Origin of the sequence: Sinomicrobium weinanense, from assembly GCF_018863395.1 — a bacterium.
Classification (GTDB): domain Bacteria; phylum Bacteroidota; class Bacteroidia; order Flavobacteriales; family Flavobacteriaceae; genus Sinomicrobium; species Sinomicrobium weinanense.
The window spans coordinates 321,553-341,743 of the sequence record NZ_JAHKRR010000003.1 but is presented as its reverse complement, the minus strand read 5'-3'; the positions used below and the strand labels follow the sequence as shown (position 1 = coordinate 341,743).

Here is a 20,191-nt window from a genome sequence, read left to right as displayed (position 1 = left end):
TTATTTGCCACCTATTTTGCCACCCAAAAAATAAAAAACCCTGTGAAACATCTGTTTCACAGGGTTTTTCCGTACCTCGGGTGGGAATCGAACCCACACTCCCGAAAGAACTGGATTTTGAATCCAGCGCGTCTACCAATTCCGCCACCGAGGCATTAATTGGGGTGCAAATCTAATAATTTTTTATTTAGTTTCTTATAATTATTCGCTTTTTTGTTTGGCCAGCTCATTGCGCGGAATAGTGTGCCCCGGCCTGCTCCACTTGGGTTTTTCTCCCAGGGGAGAAAATTGGGATTCTTCGGCTTCAACGGTTTTGGGTTGCTCTTTTTTGACAAAGGGTTTTTGCGGATTGAGTCCCAATGTCCTGAACATTTCCATATCTTCATTGACATCCGGGTTGGGGGTGGTCAGCAGCTTGTCTCCCGCAAAAATGGAGTTGGCCCCGGCGAAGAAACACATGGCCTGTCCTTCCCGGCTCATGCCGGTCCTTCCGGCAGAGAGGCGTACCTGGGTTTCGGGCATTACGATCCGGCTGGTAGCTACCATACGGACCATTTCCCATATCTCAACAGGCTTCTCGTCTTCCATTGGGGTTCCTTCAACGGCTACAAGAGCGTTTATAGGTACGGATTCCGGTTGTGGATCCAGGGTGGACAATGCCACCAGCATGCCGGCTCTGTCTTCTGCTTTTTCACCCATACCTATAATGCCCCCACTGCATACGGTAACATTGGTTTTACGTACGTTGTCTATGGTTTGCAGACGGTCTTCGTAACCTCTGGTAGAGATGACCTCTTTATAATATTCTTCGGAAGTATCGAGATTGTGGTTATAGGCATACAGTCCGGCTTCAGCCAGTCGCTTAGCCTGGTTTTCCGTAATCATGCCGAGGGTGCAGCATACCTCCATATCCAGCTTGTTAATGGTACGGACCATTTCCAGCACTTCGTCAAATTCCGCCCCGTCCTTTACATTTCTCCAGGCTGCCCCCATGCAAACCCTGGAACTTCCTGCCGCTTTGGCCCGGAGTGCCTGTGCTTTTACCTGTTGAACACTCATCAGGTCGTTGCCTTCAATATCGGTGTGATAGCGTGCAGCCTGCGGACAATAGCCGCAGTCTTCCGGGCACCCTCCCGTTTTTATGGAGAGCAGGGTGGAGACCTGGACGGTATTCGGATCGTGATATTTACGATGTACCGTCGCAGCTTCATATAGCAGCTCCATCAGGGGCTTGTTGTATATTTCCAGTATTTCTTCTTTGGTCCAGTTGTGTCTTATTTCACTCATAGGTTCAAATTTGAAGTTGGGAATGCGCCCGAAGCCGTATCCCGGTCCAAAAATACTAAAAAAGGATTTGCCGGTCGGGAAACCGGGAGTTAAATTCCGGTTACGGGTTGTCCGTTTCCGGTTACCAGTTTCATTTGTAGATCGGAAAAGATCAAAACGCTCTCCTTTTAAGAGGAGATACCGAAGGCAGAGGGGGGCCACCCCACTATCAAATTAACACCTTATCTCATTGACACATTGAGCTAAGGCGCCGGGTTGGGGATTTGCTTGTGAATGTTGTTTATTTCCTTAAGCACCTCGCCGCTGAGCTCTACGTCAATACTGTCTATGTTTTCCTTTAATTGTTCCATCGTAGTGGCTCCTATGATATTGCTCGTTACAAAAGGTTGTTGATTTACAAAAGCAAGGGCCATTTGTGCGAGGGACAGACCGTTTTTCCCGGCCAGGTCATAGTATTTTCGGGTAGCTTCGGAGGCCTGTTTGCCGCTGTATCTCGAAAAGTTCGGAAAAAGTGTTATCCTGGCATTTTCCGGTTTGCCGGAGAGGTACTTTCCGCTCAATACACCGAAGGCCAGGGGGGAGTAAGGAAGCAGGCCTACATTCTCCCGCATGGAGATCTCTGCCAGGCCTGTTTCATAAAGGCGGTTTAGCAGGGAATACGGGTTTTGCACGGTGACCATTTTCGGCAGGCTGTTTTTCCTACTCTCTTCCAGGAAGCGCATTACTCCGTATGGCGTTTCATTGGAGACTCCTATATGGCGTATCTTTCCCTGTCTTATCAGATCGTTCAGGGTTTCCAGGATTTCAGCAAAATTGTCTTGCCATTGTTCGTTCTCATCGTGTTCATAACCTTTTTGCCCAAAGAAATTGGCATTCCTTTCCGGCCAGTGGAGCTGGTAGAGATCTATATAATCGGTTTGCAGGCGTTCCAGGCTCCCGTCCACAGCTTCGTGTATGGCATCTTTACTGAAACCTGTCTGCCGGATATGTTTGTTGGAGTAGCCGGGGCCGGCTATTTTCGAAGCCAGGATTATTTTGTCCCTGTTCCCGGTTTTTTTAAACCAGCTACCGATGATCTTTTCCGTGGACCCGTAGGTTTCTTTCCGGGCGGGGACCGAGTAAAGTTCAGCGGTGTCAAAGAAGTTGACCCCCTGTTCCAGGGCATAGTCCATTTGTTCATGACCTTCTGCTTCGGTATTCTGTTCGCCCCAGGTCATGGTGCCGAGGCATATTTTACTTACTTTAAGGTCGGTGCCGGGTAAAGTAGTGTACTTCATAGCAATCTTGTAGTATTAAAAATAAACCCGGAAAGGTTTGGTAACTTTCCGGGCGTTATGGTATTTCAGTTAAAAATTATATTTCGTTTAATAATTTGGTGACCTCGTCCAGTTTGGGGGTGAGGATAACCTCTATTCTCCTGTTTTTGGCTTTGCCGTCGGTTGAGGTGTTGGTGGCTACCGGGGCGTACTCACTCCTTCCTGCAGCAGTCAGGTTTTGGGGAGAGATGTTCGGGTTTTCCCGGAGTATATGTACGATGGCCGTTGCTCTTTTGGTAGAGAGGTCCCAGTTGTCTTTGATCTGCCCGTTGCCCCGGTAGGGAACATTGTCCGTATGGCCTTCGATAAGAACGGAAATATCGGGATTTTGTGCGAGGACCTTACCCAGTTCAACCACAGCCCTTCTTCCTTCGGCGCCAACGGCCCAGCTTCCGCTCTGGAACAACAGTTTGTTTTCCATGGAGACATAGACCTTTCCGTTCCGGTGCTCTACGGTAAGCCCGTTGCCTTCAAAATCGAGCAGGGCTTTGGAGATGGCATCCTTGAGGCTTCTCATGGCGGTATCTTTGGAGGCAATAAGGCCTTCCAGTTCATCCACTCTTCTGGACCTGGCCTCCAGTTGTTTTTTCAGCTCTTCGAGCCGGGCGCTTTCCTGTGCCAGGGTATTTTCCTTGGCTTCGAGTTCGGCCAGGAGTTCGCGGTTTTTCTTAGAGTTTTCGGCTATGGCTACACTGCTGTTCTTTTCCAGGGCATCGTATGATTCCTGCAGATTGGCCAGGTTGTTTTTGGCCGCAGTGTATTCCTGTTGCAGTCTGTCCCTTTCGGCAACGGCTTCGTCATGAGCCTTTTGCAGGGCATTGAGGTCATTTTCGAGACCATTGTTCGCCGTTTCCAGTTCCTGGTTCTTATGGGCCAGCTCGCTCCTTTCCTGTTTCAGGGCAGCATATCGTTCCTCCAGGTCTTTGTACACCTTTGAGGAAACACAGGAAGATACAAGGGCCATACAACTTATACCGAGAATGACTTTTTTAAACATGATACAAGGTTTTTTATACATCCAGTTCTACCATAATGGGGCAATGATCGCTGTGTTTTGCCTCCGGTAATATAACGGCCCTTTTCAGCTTTTCTTGCAGGGGTTCGCTCACCATGTTATAATCGATACGCCACCCCTTGTTGTTATTACGGGCATTAGCGCGGTAACTCCACCACGAATACTGGTGTGGTTCCTGGTTAAAATAGCGGAAGCTATCAATAAAACCGCGGTTTATAAAATTGTCTATCCATTCCCTTTCTACCGGGAGAAAGCCGGATACCTTGGCATTTCTCACCGGGTCGTGAATGTCTATGGCCCGGTGACAGATGTTATAATCGCCACAGATCACCAGATTGGGTTTTTCCTGTTTCAGTTGGTCTACATAGCCCTGGAAATCGGCCATATATTGCAGTTTGTGTTCCAGCCGGGCAATGTTGGTCCCGGAGGGGAGGTAAAGGCTCATAACGGAAACCCCGTTAAAATCGGCACGGAGGTTTCGCCCTTCGGTATCCATATAATCTATGCCCGTTCCGTATTCCACATGGTCCGGCTTTATCCTGGACAGGATGGCTACACCGCTGTAACCTTTTTTCTCTGCACTGAACCAGTAATGATAAGGATACCCGGCCTTTTCAAAGAGGGAAAGGTCGAGTTGTTCTTTCTGGGCCTTGGTCTCCTGTATGCAAAATACATCAGGACCGGCACTTTGCAGCCAGTCCAGAAGGCCTTTGTTGATCGCTGCGCGTATGCCGTTTACATTATAGGATATGATCTTCATCTGTTTAAAATTTCAAAAGCCATTGGCAATGCCTTTTATATTTCGGTTGGCAGTGCCTTTATTGTTAAAGGTCCATTATGGACCTTCATGGAATTGTTTTGTGCTAAATTAAAGAATACAAGCGTTTTCTCCGTTAAAATGGTTCTAAAATTTTAAGGCTGCTTCAAATGGTTTTGAAACAGCCTTGTAATTTGAAAGTTCAAAGTTCGAAAGTTGCAGGTTACAGGTCTCTTCAACTTGTAACTTGCAACCTATAACCTTCTAATACCTATAATAATCCGGCTTAAACGGTCCTTCTACTTCAACACCGATATATTTGGCCTGCTCTTCGTTCAGCGTTTCCAGTTCCACACCTATTTTCTGAAGGTGCAGCCGGGCCACTTTTTCATCGAGGTGCTTGGGCAGCATATATACCTTGTTTTCGTATTTATCGCGATGGTTCCACAGCTCTATTTGTGCCAGGGTCTGGTTGGTAAAAGAGTTGCTCATCACAAAGCTGGGGTGTCCGGTGGCACATCCGAGGTTGACCAGGCGGCCTTCTGCCAGCAGGATAATGTCGTTGCCGTTTATGGTATACTTGTCCACTTGCGGCTTGATGTTCACTTTAGACCCCCCGTGGTTATCGTTAAGCCAGGCTACGTCGATCTCATTGTCAAAATGGCCGATATTACAGACGATGGTCTTGTCTTTCATCTTTTCGAAATGACGACCGGTTACGATGTCTTTATTTCCGGTAGTGGTGATCACGATATCGGCTTTGCCTATCACGGTATCCAGCCTTTTCACTTCATAGCCATCCATCGCTGCCTGAAGGGCACAAATGGGGTCTATTTCAGTTACCGTTACGATGGCACCCGCACCACGGAATGAAGCGGAGGTACCTTTCCCTACATCACCATAGCCGCAGACCACTACGCGTTTCCCTGCAAGCATAAGGTCGGTAGCCCTTCGTATGGCATCTACTGCACTTTCCCGGCAGCCGTATTTGTTGTCGAATTTAGACTTGGTTACCGAGTCGTTCACATTAATGGCAGGGATGGGCAGGGTTCCGTTTTTCATCCTGTCGTACAGGCGGTGCACTCCGGTGGTGGTTTCTTCCGATAGGCCTTTTACTCCGGAAACCAGATTCGGGTAACGGTCCAGTACCATATTGGTGAGGTCGCCCCCGTCGTCCAGTATCAGGTTCAGCGGTTTGCGGTCTTCCCCGAAGAACAGGGTTTGTTCTATACACCAGTCAAACTCTTCTTCGGTCATTCCTTTCCACGCATATACAGGGATGCCGGCTGCAGCAATGGCAGCAGCAGCGTGGTCTTGTGTGGAAAAGATATTACAGGAGCTCCAGGTAACTTCAGCACCCAGGGCCACCAGTGTTTCTATGAGCACGGCGGTTTGCACCGTCATGTGCAGACAACCGGCAATACGTGCACCCTTGAGCGGCTGTTCCTCACCGTATTCTTCGCGGAGAGACATCAGGCCCGGCATCTCGGCCTCGGCCAGTTCTATTTCCTTTCTTCCCCATTCTGCCAGTGAAATATCTTTCACTTTATATGCTGTGTAGGGAGCCGTTTTTGTATTCATAATCGTATATTTGTTTTTTGAGTGATTTAGTCCCCTTTCCCGTAAAAACAGAAAGGGAGGACAAAGTTACGGAATAACTTTATCTAAATAAAATGTAAAGCCGTAAGAGACTGGATATTGGTGGGGTGTCCTGGAACTTAAACCAATACCATCCGGCTTATGCCTTTTTATTGTTGAATGCCCGCACGGGCTTTGAGAACGGGAACCTGTATGCCTCTGTACAAAACGATAGCGGTAAACGCAAATACCACCATATGGATATGGAAAATAGAAGAAAGCTATGAAGAACTCCTCCGGGGTATAATCCCCACGGAAAAGTGCCTTCAACGGGTGGGTTCCATGAAATCCGATATTCACCGCAGGGGGTTTCTCAGTGTACGTCAATTACTGAAGATCGCCGGTTACGAAGCCGAAGCCCTTTTTTATGATGCGAACGGAAAACCGCACCTCAGGGATGGAAAACACATTTCCATTTCCCACTCCTTCCAGTTTTCGGCCATTATTGTCAGCGATTTTCCCGTAGGTATTGATGTTGAAAAACAACGCGAAAAGATCACGATCATTGCCGATAAGTTTGTAGACTACGAGTTCAGCTACCTGAATGAAAGCGAACTGGTGCGGAAACTTACGGTCATATGGTGTGCCAAGGAAAGTATGTACAAGGTGTTTGCCGCTCCCGGAATGAGCTTTAAGGAACATACCAGGGTCATTCCTTTCGACCTTGGCGAAAATGAGACCACCGCCTGGATACACTTTAAAGGAGAAGTCCGGAAATACCGCATCCCTTTCCTGGAGTTCGAAGGGTTTAGTTGTGCCTATGCCATTCAAAAATGTGAAGTATGAAGTGAGGAGTACGAAGTAAAAGCTAGTCTAAAGTTAAAAAGAAAACTTCTCCCCCTTGAGGCGGTGCACTGAGCGAAGCCGAAGTGGGAGACATAGAGGGGGGCTCCTGGCAAAAGTAATTTAGACAGTCTATAAAAAATCGAATAATCGAAACAATTGAAATATATTCCAATGAAAATATCAGTAGAACTTACGTTAACACCCCTGCAGGATGAATTTGAAGAAGCCATTATACACTTTATTAAAAAACTGAGGGCATCGGGGCTTACGGTATTGGAAAACCCTTTGAGCACCCAGGTCTATGGTGATTATGACAAGGTGATGTCTCTGCTGACCTCTGAAATTAAAGAAGCCTTTGAGCTGGTAGAAAGGGGACTGTTGTACATGAAGATCGTAAAATCGGATCGCAGCGATTATGAACCACATTTTTGATTGGGTCTTTGCCCAGTACGACGATGTCCCGGTGCACCTGGTGGTGCTGGAAATGATCGCTGTTTTCTTTGGGTTCCTGAGCGTACTTTATTCCAAAAGAGAAAATATACTGGTATATCCCACTGGGATCATCAGTACAGCGATATTTGTATATATCCTGTTGGTTTATGGCCTTTTGGGCGATATGCTTATCAATGCCTATTATTTTTCCATGAGTATTTACGGGTGGTATTTCTGGACACGGAAAGTAGATGCTACGCATTTTATTCCCATCACCCGGACAACTCAAAGAGAAAAATGGTGGTCTGTTGTACTGTTTGTGCTAACGATAGGATTTGTCTTCGGAGTTTATAAATTCTTTGATAAATGGAACAGCTGGACAGCCTATGTGGATACCCTGACCACAGCCGTGTTCTTTGTGGGGATGTGGCTTATGGCCCGGAAAAAACTGGAAAACTGGACCTACTGGATCATCGGAGACCTGATTTCCGTACCTTTATATATGTATAAGGGGCTTGTCTTTACCTCTCTCCAGTATGCCGCCTTTACCGTAATTGCCATATTCGGATATTTAGCATGGAAAAAAAACTTGAACAAAAGCCCGGAAGTCTTGTTAAAATAGTATTGTTCGGCCCGGAATCTACCGGGAAGACCACGCTTTCCCGGCAGCTGGCAGCGCATTACGGTACCACCTGGGTCCCGGAGTATATGCGGGAATATCTGCAGCAAAAGTGGAACAGGGAGCATAAGATCTGCGAGCCGGAAGATATGTTGCCCATAGCCGAAGGACAAATGCAGGTGGAAAATGAAAAAGCGGCCGTAGCAAAAAAGTTGTTGTTTTGCGATACGGACCTGCTGGAACTAAAAGTATATTCTGAAGTATACTACGGGCAGTGCGATCCTGAGATAGAAAAGTTTGCTTTGCAGAACAAATATGATCTGTATTTTTTAACGTATATTGATGTTCCCTGGGAAAAGGACGACCTCAGGGACAAACCGGGAGAACGAAAAGAAATGTTCGGGTATTTTAAAAACACCCTGGAAAAATACCGTCGCCCTTATGTAGTCCTGAAAGGAAATGAGGAAGAACGTTTACAGCAAGCCATAAAATATATAGAACACCTTATTCAGAAAAAATAACCTCGTTAAATAACAAAAAACAACCATGTTTACAGAGAAAGACCATCAGCAGCTCCGCGAAAAAGGAATAACCGTAGCGCAGGTATTGGAACAGATCGATATTTTCAAAGAAGGAGTCCCCTTTGTCAACCTGTTAAGATCCGCTACCGTAAAAAATGGTATTGTTTCTGTTTCCGAAGAAGTAAAGCAACGTTATATATCATTGTATGACAGTGAAAAAGATGGTGTGGAAGTGATGAAATTTATTCCGGCTTCCGGGGCAGCAACACGGATGTTCCGGTCACTGTTTAAATTCCTCGATAAATTTAATCCCGAAAGGGAAACATTCAATACCTATGTAAACAGGGAAAAGGCGCATGATATGCAGATATTTTTCGTGGGTGTTGAAAAACTGCCTTTTTATGACGAAGTAATTCAGAGCCTCAAACATAAAGAGCCTGGTTTTGACAGCTTTCCCGACGATCGGCAGAAATATCTTTTTGTCCGGGAAATGCTGGCGGAAGACGGGCTCAATTACGGGGCTTTCCCCAAAGGGCTGCTTCCGTTCCATAAATATAAGACGCATAGTGCCACGGCTTTTGAAGAACATTTGTATGAGGCTGCCCTCTATGATGTTTCTAATGGAGTGGCACAATTGCACTTTACCATTTCGGAAAAGCATTCCCATAAATTCGATGCCGAGTTCAACAAAATAGAGAATTATGTAGGAGAAAAGACCAGTACTTCCTTTACAATTTCTTTTTCTTATCAGAAAAAATCCACGGATACCATCGCTGTTACCCCCGAAGACAAGCCCTTTCGAACCAACGACGGCTCCCTGTTGTTCCGGCCGGCCGGACACGGTGCACTGATAGAAAACCTCAATGACCAGGATGCGGATATTATTTTTGTAAAGAACATAGATAATGTGGTGGTCTATCGCTACAAGCACGAAATGGCCGGCTATAAGAAAATGCTGGGCGGGATACTGATGGAATACAGGGATAAGATATTTGCCTATGCAAAAATGCTGGATGAAGAAGAAATAACAGAAGAACAGATCGCGGAGATAAAAACATTCCTGCACGATGAACTCAATACCCTCACTGCTCCTGATTTTTACAAGTATACCCGGAAATACCAGATAGAACACCTGAAAGAAAAACTGAACAGGCCCATACGGGTATGCGGTATGGTAAAAAATGAGGGAGATCCCGGCGGAGGGCCTTTCTGGGTGAAAGATGAAGACGGTAATATTTCGCTCCAGGTCATTGAAGCGGCACAGGTGGACCATAACAACAAAAAGCAGGTGAAAATTTTAAAAGGAGCTACACATTTTAATCCGGTAGATATTGTATGCGGTGTTAAAAATTACAAAGGCGAAAAATATAACCTCCTCGATTTCGTAGATCCGAAACAGGCCTTTATTACAGAGAAGACCAGAGAAGGAAAAGAGCTGAAAGCATTGGAACGTCCCGGTTTGTGGAACGGGGGAATGGCCTTTTGGAATACCATCTTCGTGGAAGTGCCCCTCGCAACCTTTAATCCCGTGAAAACAGTGAACGATCTGTTGAAGCCTGCACACCAGGTGAAAAAAATGGGGTAACAGATCTTCTTTTTAACAGGGTGCCCGGGCCGGAAACAGCCTTGGGGACAAGAAGCGTTATTTTAGGCCTTAATGGCCTTTTTCTGTTTATAAGAAATTTGTTTTCAGTGGAGCCCGTGATAATTTCTGTATAAACGTTACACACTTTTGTGTGGCATTTTTCACAAATCCACATGCACGATAGGTTTTCGGGTTTTTAGAGGCGATTGTAAACTACTGATAGTTATATAGTTGAAAAATATTCTGGAAACGCATGACAAAAGGCATTATAATTTCATAATACTAAACAGGATTTTGAAAATGAGTTTAATCTTAAAACACAGCATTATGAAAAAGATAGTTTTTGCATCAGTATTAGCCTTGGGAAGTCTTACCGCAATTTCAGCTACTACTCCCGTGGTTCATGACGGTATCATGGATGTAGTGCTTCAGGAGGAATTTACTGAAATTTCCGCTGACGAACTGCCCCAGGCCGTAAAAGACGCATTGGCTGCAGATTTTCCGAATGCCACTTTGGATAAAGTGTCTGTAAACGAGAATAAAGAATACAAACTGGAAGTGACCATAGACGGAACTGCTTCTGTGTTGTATGCCAGTGAAGATGGTGAGTGGATTCAAAAGTAAGGAAATCCCCTTCTCAAATTCAATATATTTGATTTAGCGTAAAAAAGGCTGCCTCCGGGTGGCCTTTTTTGTTGCGGGAATGCCCTGGCTTCCGGGGCAAAGACATCCTGGTCCAGGGGACCGGGATCGGCATAAATTAAAACCGGAAGACAGCTGCTGCAAGTATGGGGAAGTACCGTTAATGTATAAATTTTACACAACGCCCTTCCCTTTATACAGAAAATTTACACACTATACGGTAGCCGCTGTTGGTGCTTATAATGTTAAGGTGTTGTTGTATAGTATTTTGTGATTATTCTCCGGAAAGGAGATAAAATGGCACTATAATTTCTATATAAAAAGAGAACAAAAGATAAACGGTATATCGCTACCTGAAAAAACAACGGGTACGATGTATTTAAGATAACGGTGAGTGGATACAGAAGTAATTTTGTGTCCAAGATTAGGTTGGTTAGTAAGAGAGACCGCTCAGGCGGTCTCTTTTTTTTGTTTTTTTAACGTTGGAAATAGTATTAAGTATTTACATTTGTAAAATAGCGGGAAATAACCGATATTAACGCTGCCTGAACATCCGCCGGCTTCATCTGTGCGTATATAAAATGTATTTTAAGCCGGTATCTTTATATATAGATCATTTAACACAAATCATTGAATGCCCAATATCCTTATCATAGAAGATGATGTGGCCTTTTGCAAGGTGCTGGAAAAGTTTTTGATGAAGAACGGACACGAGGTTTCTACCAGTTTCTCCGCCACAGAGGCCAAAACTAAAATAGCAGAAAATACTTTTGACCTGATCATTACAGACCTTCGCCTGCCCAATTATGACGGGCTGGATCTGTTGAGTGAAATAAAACAGGATTTTCCCGCAATCCCGGTTGTGCTGATGACGGGCTATGCCGAAATAAATACGGCTGTAAAGGCCATGAAGAAAGGTGCCTTTGACTATATTTCCAAGCCTTTTAATCCCGATGAGGTATTGCTGATCATCAATAAGGCTCTCAAGGAAGCCAGGGAGAAGCCCTCGAAGAAGGAAGCTGTCCCTGCTGCGGCCCGGCAACAAATATCAGATACCGGAGAGAGATTTGTTGCGGGAGCCAGCGTTGCTTCCCGGAAACTGAACCAGTACATAGACCTGGTAGGGCCTACGGATATGTCGGTGCTGATCATCGGGGACAGTGGGACCGGAAAAGAGGTAGTGGCCAAGGCCATTCATAATAAAAGCACGAGAAAGGATCAGAATTTTATCGCTGTCGATTGCGGTGCCATTCCCCGGGAAATAGCGGCCAGTGAGTTTTTCGGGCATGTCAAGGGGTCGTTTACAGGAGCCGTAAACGACAAGATGGGGCATTTCGAAGCGGCTAACGGCGGAACCATCTTCCTGGATGAAGTGGGGAACCTGTCTTACGAAAACCAGATCCAGCTCCTGAGAGCCTTGCAGGAAAGAAAGATAAAACGCATAGGCAGCAGCAAGGAAATAAAGGTAGACATCAGGCTTATTACAGCCACGAATGAAGACCTTCAGGCAGCTGTGCGAAAGGGGGATTTCCGGGAAGACCTGTACCACAGGCTCAATGAATTTTCCATCAATGTACCCAGCCTTTCCGAAAGGAAGGACGACCTGATGCTTTTTGCCGACCACTTCCTCGACCTGGCCAATAGCCAGCTGGGCAAGCACGTTCTGGGCTTTTCTTCCGAAGTTTCAGAAGCCTTTGAGAATTATAGCTGGCCCGGAAATATCCGGGAACTGCAAAATGTGATCAAACGGGCCACCCTGCTCACTACCTCAGAACACATTCAGAAAGATGCACTCCCCCAGGAGATATTCAAAGCCGAAAACCAGAGGATGGATTACAGTTTCTTCAAGACTGAAAATGAAAAAGAATTGATACTCAATGCCCTCCGGGAAACGAATAACAATAAGAGCAAGGCTGCCGAACTCCTGAAAATGAACCGTAAAACCCTGTATAATAAACTGAAACTTTATAAAATAGACCTGTGATCTTTTGTTTGACGCAGATAAATAGTTAACAGATTAAAAGATACAGGATAAGTGGGTTTAATCTTTGGTAAAAAGTAGAGGTTGATTTTATAATTCTCCCGGAGATGTAACTAAACTGAAAGTAATTCGTCTTGATTATGATGCCAAAATTCAAAAGACTAATGATGAAGAAAGTTATTACACCTCTAATGATCCTGTTGGCGACATTAACTTATGCGCAGGGAAAAATAACTGAACCGGTAAAGGTCCCGTTTACACAAACTTCTGACGGACACATCATCATAGCAGCGAAGGTCAATGGAGTTGAGGGAAAATTTATTTTCGACACAGGTGCAGGATTGAACCTCCTTACGAAGAAATTTGCAGATAAGGTCAAAAACCTCGAAAAAACCCACCATTTCTACACAGGGCATCGGGCGACCGGAGAAGAGTTACACATAGATCTATGGAATTCCAGGGCGCTTGACGTTGGGAGCTTCACGGTAAAAAACGAGATATTTTCTGTTTATGACATTGATCTCCCTCTTGATGGGCTTATTTCATTGACACCCTTCAAAGATTATCCGGTCACGATTGATTTTGAACATAAAGTATTGAGCATAGAATCCGGCAAATCTTTAAAGGAACTTATCCGCCGGAAAGATTTTGAAATGCCTGTACAGGTTTCCAACGACAGGGAAATCGCAATAGAGATAGCAACAAAAGTTCAACTTGATGATAAATTGACTTTAAATGTAAGGCTGGACAGTGGTGCGGGATTCGGGGTTTACCGGTTCAGTTCGGTATATATGAAAAAACTGAACGTCGACCCTGACAAAGTGAGAAACGAATTTAAACCAAGTTACTTTAAGCCGGAAGAGGGCAACAGGTATTACTATACGGAATTATCTAAAATGACCGATGTTAATAAAAATGTAGCCATAAAAGATTTCGGCGCTACATTTATCGACGGTTTGATCTATGAGGGAATTATGGGGATAAATTGGATTGGAAAGAAAATCACTATTGACCTTTCGAACAAAAGATTGATCGTACAGAAATAATGCTTGTTAACTGACAGTGTGATGTGCAAGGAGTTTAGGATACGCCCATTTCCTCTTCCAGGGCTTTTAGCACCAAAGGTACTCTTTTCCGGAGTTTTTCTGCATGAGCTTCCGGGGTTTCGGAGGTGTCCGGTTCATAATGTTCCAGCCATTCCAGTAATTCCACGATATTCCAGGCCTTGATCTGCTTGAACATGGAGAGCATTTTGTGCGCCGTATGTTTTACGCCCTCTATATCCCTGTTCTCAAATTGCAGGTTAAGGTCTTCCATATTCTTTCCGGTACTTTCAACGAAAGTCTGAAGGATCTCTTTTAGGGCATCCTCATCGTTCTGTAACAGTTCTTTCAGGGTGTCCAGGTTGTAAAGGCTGTCATTGGTGGAGTTTTCAGAAGGCATAGTCATTGTGTTTTTCAGATTCTCTGCATTCGGGGAAGTATCGCTGGACAGTACTTGTACGATCAATTCCACCAGGGCTCCCGGTGCAAAGGGTTTTTGTATAACGGCAGCAAATCCTGCCCTGATGTATTCTTCGGTATTCAAATCTGCTCTCCCCGTAATGGCGATCACGGGTTTTTCATTCCGGTCGGCAATGGCTTCGAGGAGCCGGAAGCCGTCCATTTCCGGCATCTGGATGTCTGTGAGAATAATGTCGAAATCGTTGTTCCGGATGTGCTCCAGGGCTTCTGATGCCCTGGCAAAAGCGTTTACCCGAAAAGATTGCTGCCTTAAAACTTCAGAAGTGAGGCTGAGCACTGATTCATCATCATCTATAAGCACTGCGTTCACGATCTTCCGAGGTTTTTGCAGCACAGTTTCGACCTGCGGCGCTATTTCTTTTTTGGTGTCTTCTGCCGGTATCTGTAAAGGGATCTTCAGGGTAAAAGTACTGCCTTTGCCTTCCCTGCTCTTTAACTCAAGGGTGCCGTTGAGGAGCGAAGCCAGTTTTTTGGATATGGTAAGCCCGAGCCCTGTTCCGCCATATTTTTTCTCAATGGCGCTTTCTGCCTGGGTAAATTCGTTAAAAATGATCTCCTGTTTGTCTTTTTGTATCCCGATGCCCGTGTCTTCCACATCGATCCGCACCCGGTAGGTAGTCCCGTATTTTTCCAGGACCCCGGCCTTTATTTTTATATGCCCTTTTTCCGTAAACTTGTAGGCGTTGCCAATAAGGTTGGTGAGTATCTGTTTAATGCGGAAAGGATCGCCGGTGAGGTGCTGTTTTAATCGCTCGTCGATGTCTATGATCAGTTCAACAGGTTTGGCATGATACAGCTCCCTGGTGCTTTCTGCCGTATCCGTGATGATGTTTTCCAGGGAGAACAGGGTGTGCTCTATCTTGATCTTTCCGGCCTCCAGCTTGTTGTAGTCCAACAGGTCGTCCACCAGGTTACTGACGTATTCCGAAGCATTTTTTACCCGTGTTACATACTGTCCCTGTTTGGGGTTTATTTCGGTGTTGTGCAAAAGGTCGGTATACCCGATGATGGTGCTCAGCGGGGTCCTGAGGTCGTGCCCTACCGTGTAGATAAGCTGTTCGCGGGTCTTTAAGAGTTGTTCGGTAGTATTCTTGGCTTTTTCCAGCTGTTTCCGGTACGACTGGCTTTTCCAGAAATCGTTCAGGATCAGGTAAGAAAAGAAAATGGCGAGCAAAAGCCCTATAACGGCTGCAATGGTTATAACCCGGACGGTGTTTTTCAGGGCAACATCCCTTTGCCTGTTCAGTATATTGGTGGTATTGATGATCTCACTTTCAAAAGAAGACAGGATCTCCCGGAGCTGCTGGGAAATGATGATGTCGTTTCGCAACAGTTCGTCTTCTTTAGCGGTCAGGGACCGTTTTATCTTCAGGGATTTTAGTTTCAGGTCTTTTAGAAGTTCTTTAGAGGCCGTGAGTACAGAGTCTGCCATTTTTTCTCTGTCGGCCGGTGAGGTATTGTCTTTTATGGTTTTATTTATGAAATTAACCCATTCCTGAGCTTTTTCCCTTTCTTCCTCCCCGAACTGTTCCGGGTTGGTAAAACTCTGTTCCAGGGTCAATTCTCCCACAGAAGATTCTATCTGGGTTATTTCTTCAATGGCCTTTTCCAGAGAAACATCCGTTTCGTCCCTTCTCTTCAGGGTACGAAGCTCCTTGATGTTGTTTACCTTTTTGTCCAGCAATAGCTTAACGCTGTCCAGCAAATGCAGCAGACCCACCTGGTCCTCCCGGTCTATCAGGGGTTTCAGCTCGTCTATTTCGGTATACAGCTGGGCAGTTTCGTCCATAAAGGTGTTAAAATCCTTTGTGGAAGAAGATTGCAGTGTGATCCTGGCCAGGCTTTCTGTTTCATATAAATGGGCAATAAGGGAACTGGTGATAAGCAGTTTTTGGCTTTCGGCGGTATTAGTGTTCTGGTTTTTTGTAAATATCTGAAATTCAGCATATACAAACCACCCCACGGCTATCATAAGGAGTGCCAGTGCTATATAGCTCAGAAGAACCTTATAAGTGATCGTGCTTTTTTTTGTGCTCATAGGGCAAAAGTATACATACTGGTGTGAATTTCATTACCAAAATACAAAGTTCCTGCCAAACGGGATACGGCATGTGTATTATTTATGGAGTTTTGGAGTTTTGGAGTTTTGGAGTTTTGGAGTTTTGGAGTTTTGGAGTTTTGGAGTTTTGGAGTTTTGGAGTTTTGGAGTTTTGGAGTTTTGGAGTTTTGGAGTTTTGGAGTTTTGGAGTTTTTTAAAAGAATTATAAGGTACAACAAATTCCCGAAACTCACCAACTAACAACTCATCAACTCCAGAACTAAAAATCCGATCCGCAAGCAAATAATTTCAAAACAATGCGGAAATTGCATTTTTACTCCTTAATTTTGCAGTGTTCAAAAACATCTCATAAGGGGTGCTTAAACTTAGGCAGAGCAAAAGAGCTGTCGAAAGCAAGCTGAGATCATACCCATGGAACCTGGAACAGGTAATGCTGTTTAGGGAGGGCCGAGCGTTAAGAAAATGTCCGGGGGACATTTGTAGTGAAGAAACCAGGCGGCGCGCGGGATAATAACCGCTCGGAAAAGCCTGGATTCTGAAGGCCCGGAATAACCCATTTTAAATCAAGGAATAATAACCCCTTTTATTCGTACAAAATTGTTACGGATGAATTTGTTGTACAGATCGTTTAACAACGGTAAGCTATTCTGCAAAAGAAGTTTTTTAACCGCAATGACCCTGGTGTGGATATGCAGCTATGCCATGGCCCAGGAAGAACAGGAAAAGGATACTGTAGTGTCTGAACTGGTGTCGCTGGACGAAGTGCTGGTATCTGCCGTAAGGGTTACGGCACAAAGCCCGGTGACCTTTAGTAACCTGGATAAAAAAGACATGGCCTCGAGAAACCTGGGGCAGGATATCCCCGTACTTATGAATTACCTCCCTTCGGTAGTGACCACCAGCGATGCAGGTGCAGGTGTGGGGTATACAGGAATACGCGTGAGGGGAAGTGACGCTACGAGAGTAAACGTTACCATCAACGGTATTCCTTATAACGACTCTGAATCGCATGGGACATTCTGGGTAAACATGCCCGATTTTGTGTCGTCTGTTGAGAATTTACAGTTACAGCGCGGCGTGGGGACATCTACCAATGGTGCCGGGGCTTTCGGGGCCAGCCTCAACCTGCTCACCGATGCAGTTTCCGAGGAGGCCAGCGGGGAGATATCCAATTCTTACGGGAGTTTTAATACGAGGAAACACACGGTGAAATTCAGTACAGGGAAACTCAATGACCATTTTGAAATGGCCGGGCGTTTGTCTGTGGTCCGGTCGGACGGTTATATCGACAGGGCTTCTTCCGACCTTAAATCCTACTTCCTGCAAGGGGCTTATGTAGGCGAGAACACCCTGATCAAGGCCCTGGTCTTTGGCGGGCACGAAACAACCTACCAGGCCTGGAACGGCGTGGATGCAGAAACGCTCAAAAACAACAGGACGTTCAACTCGGCCGGGATGTATAAGGACGAGCAGGGGAACACCAGGTTTTACGACAATGAAATAGACGATTATAAGCAAGACCATGCCCAACTGCACTGGAACCAGAAGATCTCGGAGAACTGGAGCACCAATCTGGCATTTCATTACACTTACGGAAGGGGATATTTCGAACAATACCGCGAGGACGCCCCCTTTTCGGAATATGGTCTGAAGCCTATCCATGCAGGTAACGATACCATAGCCAGTACAGATCTTATTCGCAGAAAGTGGCTGGATAATGATTTTTACGGAACCACCTTTTCCACACATTACAAAAAGGACGGGACCGACCTTATAGTCGGCGGGGCCTGGAACAAGTATGAGGGCGATCATTTCGGGGAGATCATCTGGGCGCGTTATGCTTCCCAAAGCAAGATACGCGACAGGTACTACGACGATTTTTCCGTAAAGACGGATTTTAATGTTTTTGCCAAACTAAACTACCAGCTCGACGGCCACTGGAGCCTTTTCGGCGATGTGCAATACAGGGCCATCCGTTACAAGGCCACCGGGGTACAGGCAGATTTTGTCAACGACACCTTTAATTTCTTTAATCCCAAGGTAGGGGTAACATACAAACTGAATCCGGATCACAGCTTTTACCTGTCGTATGCCCGGGCCGGCCGGGAGCCCAACAGGAATGACTACGAAGAGGGCAACCCCAGGCCTGAATACCTCAATGATATTGAGCTTGGCTGGCGGTACCTGTCTGGCAAGGTGAGGCTCAATGTCAATGCTTATTACATGCGTTATAAAGACCAGTTGGTACTCACAGGAGAACTCAATGATGTAGGGGCACCGATACGGGAAAACAGTGGGGACAGCTATCGCCTGGGGCTGGAAGCCGATGCCGCGATCTTTTTGTCAGACCAGTGGGTCCTGAGGCCCAATATAGCACTGAGCGATAACAGGAACGTAGACTTCGTTTTCCGCCGTGATGGGGAATTACAGGACCTGGGAAATACCAATATTGCTTTTTCTCCTAAAATAATAGCAGGGAACATGTTGTCTTTCGCACCGGTACACAACCTGCAACTTTCAGTACTGTCTAAATACGTCGGGGAGCAGTATATGGGTAATATTGATGCAAAAAGCTCCAGACTGGACGACTATTTTATAAATGACTTTAACGTGCAATATGAGATAAAGACCAACACCATCTTTAAGTCTATTGTGCTGAACGGTCTGGTGAACAATATTTTTGATGTAAAATACGAGTCCAACGGCTTTTTTTACACCGAAGACAATGACAAGATCAATCCCGGGAGCATAACTACGGTAGAAAATGCCGGCTACTATCCGCAGGCCGGGATCAATTTTCTTGTAGGCGCTACACTGAGGTTTTAGCAGGGGTATTGCTATGTTTTTCTCAATTGTTATACACCCTTAAGGTGCTCCCACTTTTCTGGGTTTGATAAAACAGCAGGTCGTACGTCCTTTCCTCGGTGTCCGGCCTGTTCAGCATCTGCCCGTTGAAGAGACTGTATTCGTAGTCCTCACAGTTACATCTACAGTTAGTACCTCCTTCGATCTCCATGGTAGAACAATCGTTAGGGGCGTGATTGGGGCAACTGGCTTCCCATGCGTAGAAACTTCCGCCTGCATTGATGACTAAGATCCCCCGTATACCAACAGTAGGATCATCGATATAAACAGCATTTCCCGGGATCGTGAGGCCATTGTATTTAGGCAGGTTGAGATTAATGTCAAAACTGAACTGGGCTTCCAGCAGATAGGGGTTTCGTTCTCCTTTGTCATCACTACATGAAGAGAGGAAGAATACCGTGATCGCAATAGCAGTGTATATTGTTTTTTTCACGCGGAACAGATTTTAAAGGGCCAATGTTTGTATTGTAATATGCTGGTAAATAGTTGTTTGTATTTTTGTGCTATACAAAACGTAAAGGTAAGAAGTTTATAACAATAAAACATTCCTGCCATCATAGTATTATGTTCTCTTGCGACAAAATTGTCCAAAATTTTGTATATTTGCTTGAATCCTCTCCCGAAGGGGATTTTTTGTATTTAAATGATGAAGTTATGAGTAACGTATCTTATTACACAGCGGAAGGATTGAAAAAGCTGCGAGAAGAGCTGGACCACCTCAAAAGCGTGGAACGGCCCCGGGCATCACAGGCCATAGCAGAAGCGAGAGACAAAGGCGACCTGTCTGAGAATGCAGAATACGATGCTGCAAAAGAGGCCCAGGGATTGCTGGAAATGAAAATCTCAAAAATGGAAGAACTCGTGGCCAATGCCAGGCTTATAGATGAATCTCAGCTCGATACCTCGAAGGTGTTGGTATTGTCCACCGTAAAGATCAAAAACCAGAATAACGGCATGGAAATGAAGTACACTCTGGTGGCCGAGAGCGAAGCAGACCTCAAGACGGGAAAAATATCCGTGAGCTCCCCCATCGGGAAAGGCCTGCTGGGTAAAGAAGTAGGTGATGTGGCCGAAATCCAGGTGCCTAACGGCGTGCTGAAGTTCGAGGTGCTGGAGATCACCAGGGAATAACTTTTTCCCGTAGAAAAAACAAGTCCTTTTTTGA

17 protein-coding genes and 1 tRNA gene are annotated in these 20,191 nt (G+C 45.5%); 10 read left to right on the top strand and 8 right to left on the bottom strand.

Annotated features, from left to right (window positions below):
* Positions 1–72 precede the first annotated feature (72 nt).
* The 6 genes from KN811_RS11045 to ahcY all read right to left on the bottom strand — a co-directional run bounded on the left by KN811_RS11045 (position 73) and on the right by ahcY (position 5,956).
* A tRNA-Leu gene (locus tag KN811_RS11045) sits at positions 73–154 on the bottom strand.
* A gap of 47 nt (positions 155–201) precedes the next feature.
* Positions 202–1,287: a biotin synthase BioB gene (bioB, locus tag KN811_RS11040; RefSeq protein ID WP_187964568.1), complete on the bottom strand. Its 1,086-nt coding sequence runs from the start codon at positions 1,285–1,287 to the stop codon at positions 202–204.
* A gap of 242 nt (positions 1,288–1,529) precedes the next feature.
* Entirely contained in the window at positions 1,530–2,564 is a 1,035-nt protein-coding gene (locus KN811_RS11035; RefSeq protein ID WP_187964567.1) for an NADP(H)-dependent aldo-keto reductase, read from the bottom strand.
* A 76-nt stretch (positions 2,565–2,640) separates the two neighbouring features.
* Positions 2,641–3,600 carry an OmpA family protein gene (locus tag KN811_RS11030; protein WP_187964566.1) on the bottom strand — a complete coding sequence of 320 codons (960 nt, stop codon included), beginning with the start codon at positions 3,598–3,600 and terminating at the stop codon, positions 2,641–2,643.
* Between the two features lie 13 nt (positions 3,601–3,613).
* Complete coding sequence (locus KN811_RS11025) at positions 3,614–4,378, bottom strand: exodeoxyribonuclease III (RefSeq protein ID WP_187964565.1); 765 nt, start codon at positions 4,376–4,378, stop codon at positions 3,614–3,616.
* Positions 4,379–4,639: 261 nt separating this feature from the next.
* Complete coding sequence (gene ahcY, locus KN811_RS11020) at positions 4,640–5,956, bottom strand: adenosylhomocysteinase (RefSeq protein WP_187964564.1); 1,317 nt, start codon at positions 5,954–5,956, stop codon at positions 4,640–4,642.
* 210 nt (positions 5,957–6,166) lie between these two features.
* On the opposite strand from ahcY, the gene KN811_RS11015 reads away from it, so the two are divergent.
* From KN811_RS11015 to KN811_RS10980, 8 genes are all read left to right on the top strand, one after another.
* A complete protein-coding gene (locus KN811_RS11015; protein WP_187964563.1) occupies positions 6,167–6,799 on the top strand; it encodes a 4'-phosphopantetheinyl transferase family protein in 633 nt (210 codons plus the stop codon).
* Positions 6,800–6,970: 171 nt separating this feature from the next.
* Positions 6,971–7,231 carry a thiamine-binding protein gene (locus KN811_RS11010; RefSeq protein WP_187964562.1) on the top strand — a complete coding sequence of 87 codons (261 nt, stop codon included), beginning with the start codon at positions 6,971–6,973 and terminating at the stop codon, positions 7,229–7,231.
* Positions 7,215–7,853, top strand: a complete 639-nt coding sequence (pnuC, locus tag KN811_RS11005) for a nicotinamide riboside transporter PnuC (RefSeq protein WP_187964561.1) — start codon at positions 7,215–7,217, stop codon at positions 7,851–7,853. The genes KN811_RS11010 and pnuC overlap by 17 nt, the downstream gene beginning before the upstream one ends.
* A complete protein-coding gene (locus KN811_RS11000) occupies positions 7,808–8,371 on the top strand; it encodes an AAA family ATPase (protein ID WP_187964560.1) in 564 nt (187 codons plus the stop codon). Before pnuC ends, KN811_RS11000 begins: the two co-directional genes overlap by 46 nt.
* A gap of 25 nt (positions 8,372–8,396) precedes the next feature.
* Positions 8,397–9,956, top strand: coding sequence for a DUF4301 family protein (locus KN811_RS10995; RefSeq protein WP_187964559.1), 1,560 nt, complete (start codon positions 8,397–8,399; stop codon positions 9,954–9,956).
* Between the two features lie 327 nt (positions 9,957–10,283).
* Positions 10,284–10,580 carry a hypothetical protein gene (locus KN811_RS10990; RefSeq protein ID WP_187964558.1) on the top strand — a complete coding sequence of 99 codons (297 nt, stop codon included), beginning with the start codon at positions 10,284–10,286 and terminating at the stop codon, positions 10,578–10,580.
* A gap of 652 nt (positions 10,581–11,232) precedes the next feature.
* Positions 11,233–12,582, top strand: a complete 1,350-nt coding sequence (locus KN811_RS10985) for a sigma-54-dependent transcriptional regulator (RefSeq protein ID WP_187964557.1) — start codon at positions 11,233–11,235, stop codon at positions 12,580–12,582.
* A 137-nt stretch (positions 12,583–12,719) separates the two neighbouring features.
* Positions 12,720–13,625: a retropepsin-like aspartic protease gene (locus tag KN811_RS10980; RefSeq protein WP_187964556.1), complete on the top strand. Its 906-nt coding sequence runs from the start codon at positions 12,720–12,722 to the stop codon at positions 13,623–13,625.
* Between the two features lie 34 nt (positions 13,626–13,659).
* Here KN811_RS10980 and KN811_RS10975 read toward each other — a convergent pair whose 3' ends face one another.
* The gene (locus KN811_RS10975; protein WP_187964555.1) at positions 13,660–16,140 is read right to left on the bottom strand and encodes a hybrid sensor histidine kinase/response regulator; all 2,481 of its coding nucleotides are present in this window, start codon (positions 16,138–16,140) and stop codon (positions 13,660–13,662) included.
* 627 nt (positions 16,141–16,767) lie between these two features.
* Between KN811_RS10975 and KN811_RS10970 the strand changes: the two genes are divergently transcribed.
* On the top strand, positions 16,768–18,987 hold the full coding sequence (locus KN811_RS10970; protein ID WP_187966700.1) for a TonB-dependent receptor: 2,220 nt from the start codon (positions 16,768–16,770) through the stop codon (positions 18,985–18,987).
* Between the two features lie 22 nt (positions 18,988–19,009).
* Here KN811_RS10970 and KN811_RS10965 read toward each other — a convergent pair whose 3' ends face one another.
* Positions 19,010–19,459 carry a Rieske (2Fe-2S) protein gene (locus KN811_RS10965; protein WP_187966699.1) on the bottom strand — a complete coding sequence of 150 codons (450 nt, stop codon included), beginning with the start codon at positions 19,457–19,459 and terminating at the stop codon, positions 19,010–19,012.
* Between the two features lie 221 nt (positions 19,460–19,680).
* On the opposite strand from KN811_RS10965, the gene greA reads away from it, so the two are divergent.
* Positions 19,681–20,157, top strand: a complete 477-nt coding sequence (greA, locus tag KN811_RS10960; protein WP_187966698.1) for a transcription elongation factor GreA — start codon at positions 19,681–19,683, stop codon at positions 20,155–20,157.
* Positions 20,158–20,191: the final 34 nt, after the last annotated feature.

Excerpts from the sequence above, each read along its gene's own strand:
- KN811_RS11015 (WP_187964563.1), top strand. The coding sequence starts at position 6,167 with ATGCCTCTGTACAAAACGATAGCGGTAAACGCAAATACCACCATATGG.
- pnuC (WP_187964561.1), top strand. The coding sequence starts at position 7,215 with ATGAACCACATTTTTGATTGGGTCTTTGCCCAGTACGACGATGTCCCG.
- KN811_RS10975 (WP_187964555.1), bottom strand. The coding sequence starts at position 16,140 with ATGAGCACAAAAAAAAGCACGATCACTTATAAGGTTCTTCTGAGCTAT.
- KN811_RS10980 (WP_187964556.1), top strand. The coding sequence starts at position 12,720 with ATGATGCCAAAATTCAAAAGACTAATGATGAAGAAAGTTATTACACCT.
- KN811_RS11030 (WP_187964566.1), bottom strand. The coding sequence starts at position 3,600 with ATGTTTAAAAAAGTCATTCTCGGTATAAGTTGTATGGCCCTTGTATCT.
- KN811_RS10990 (WP_187964558.1), top strand. The coding sequence starts at position 10,284 with ATGAAAAAGATAGTTTTTGCATCAGTATTAGCCTTGGGAAGTCTTACC.
- KN811_RS11010 (WP_187964562.1), top strand. The coding sequence starts at position 6,971 with ATGAAAATATCAGTAGAACTTACGTTAACACCCCTGCAGGATGAATTT.
- KN811_RS10985 (WP_187964557.1), top strand. The coding sequence starts at position 11,233 with ATGCCCAATATCCTTATCATAGAAGATGATGTGGCCTTTTGCAAGGTG.
- KN811_RS11035 (WP_187964567.1), bottom strand. The coding sequence starts at position 2,564 with ATGAAGTACACTACTTTACCCGGCACCGACCTTAAAGTAAGTAAAATA.
- ahcY (WP_187964564.1), bottom strand. The coding sequence starts at position 5,956 with ATGAATACAAAAACGGCTCCCTACACAGCATATAAAGTGAAAGATATT.
- KN811_RS10995 (WP_187964559.1), top strand. The coding sequence starts at position 8,397 with ATGTTTACAGAGAAAGACCATCAGCAGCTCCGCGAAAAAGGAATAACC.
- KN811_RS10970 (WP_187966700.1), top strand. The coding sequence starts at position 16,768 with ATGAATTTGTTGTACAGATCGTTTAACAACGGTAAGCTATTCTGCAAA.
- bioB (WP_187964568.1), bottom strand. The coding sequence starts at position 1,287 with ATGAGTGAAATAAGACACAACTGGACCAAAGAAGAAATACTGGAAATA.
- KN811_RS11025 (WP_187964565.1), bottom strand. The coding sequence starts at position 4,378 with ATGAAGATCATATCCTATAATGTAAACGGCATACGCGCAGCGATCAAC.
- greA (WP_187966698.1), top strand. The coding sequence starts at position 19,681 with ATGAGTAACGTATCTTATTACACAGCGGAAGGATTGAAAAAGCTGCGA.
- KN811_RS11000 (WP_187964560.1), top strand. The coding sequence starts at position 7,808 with ATGGAAAAAAAACTTGAACAAAAGCCCGGAAGTCTTGTTAAAATAGTA.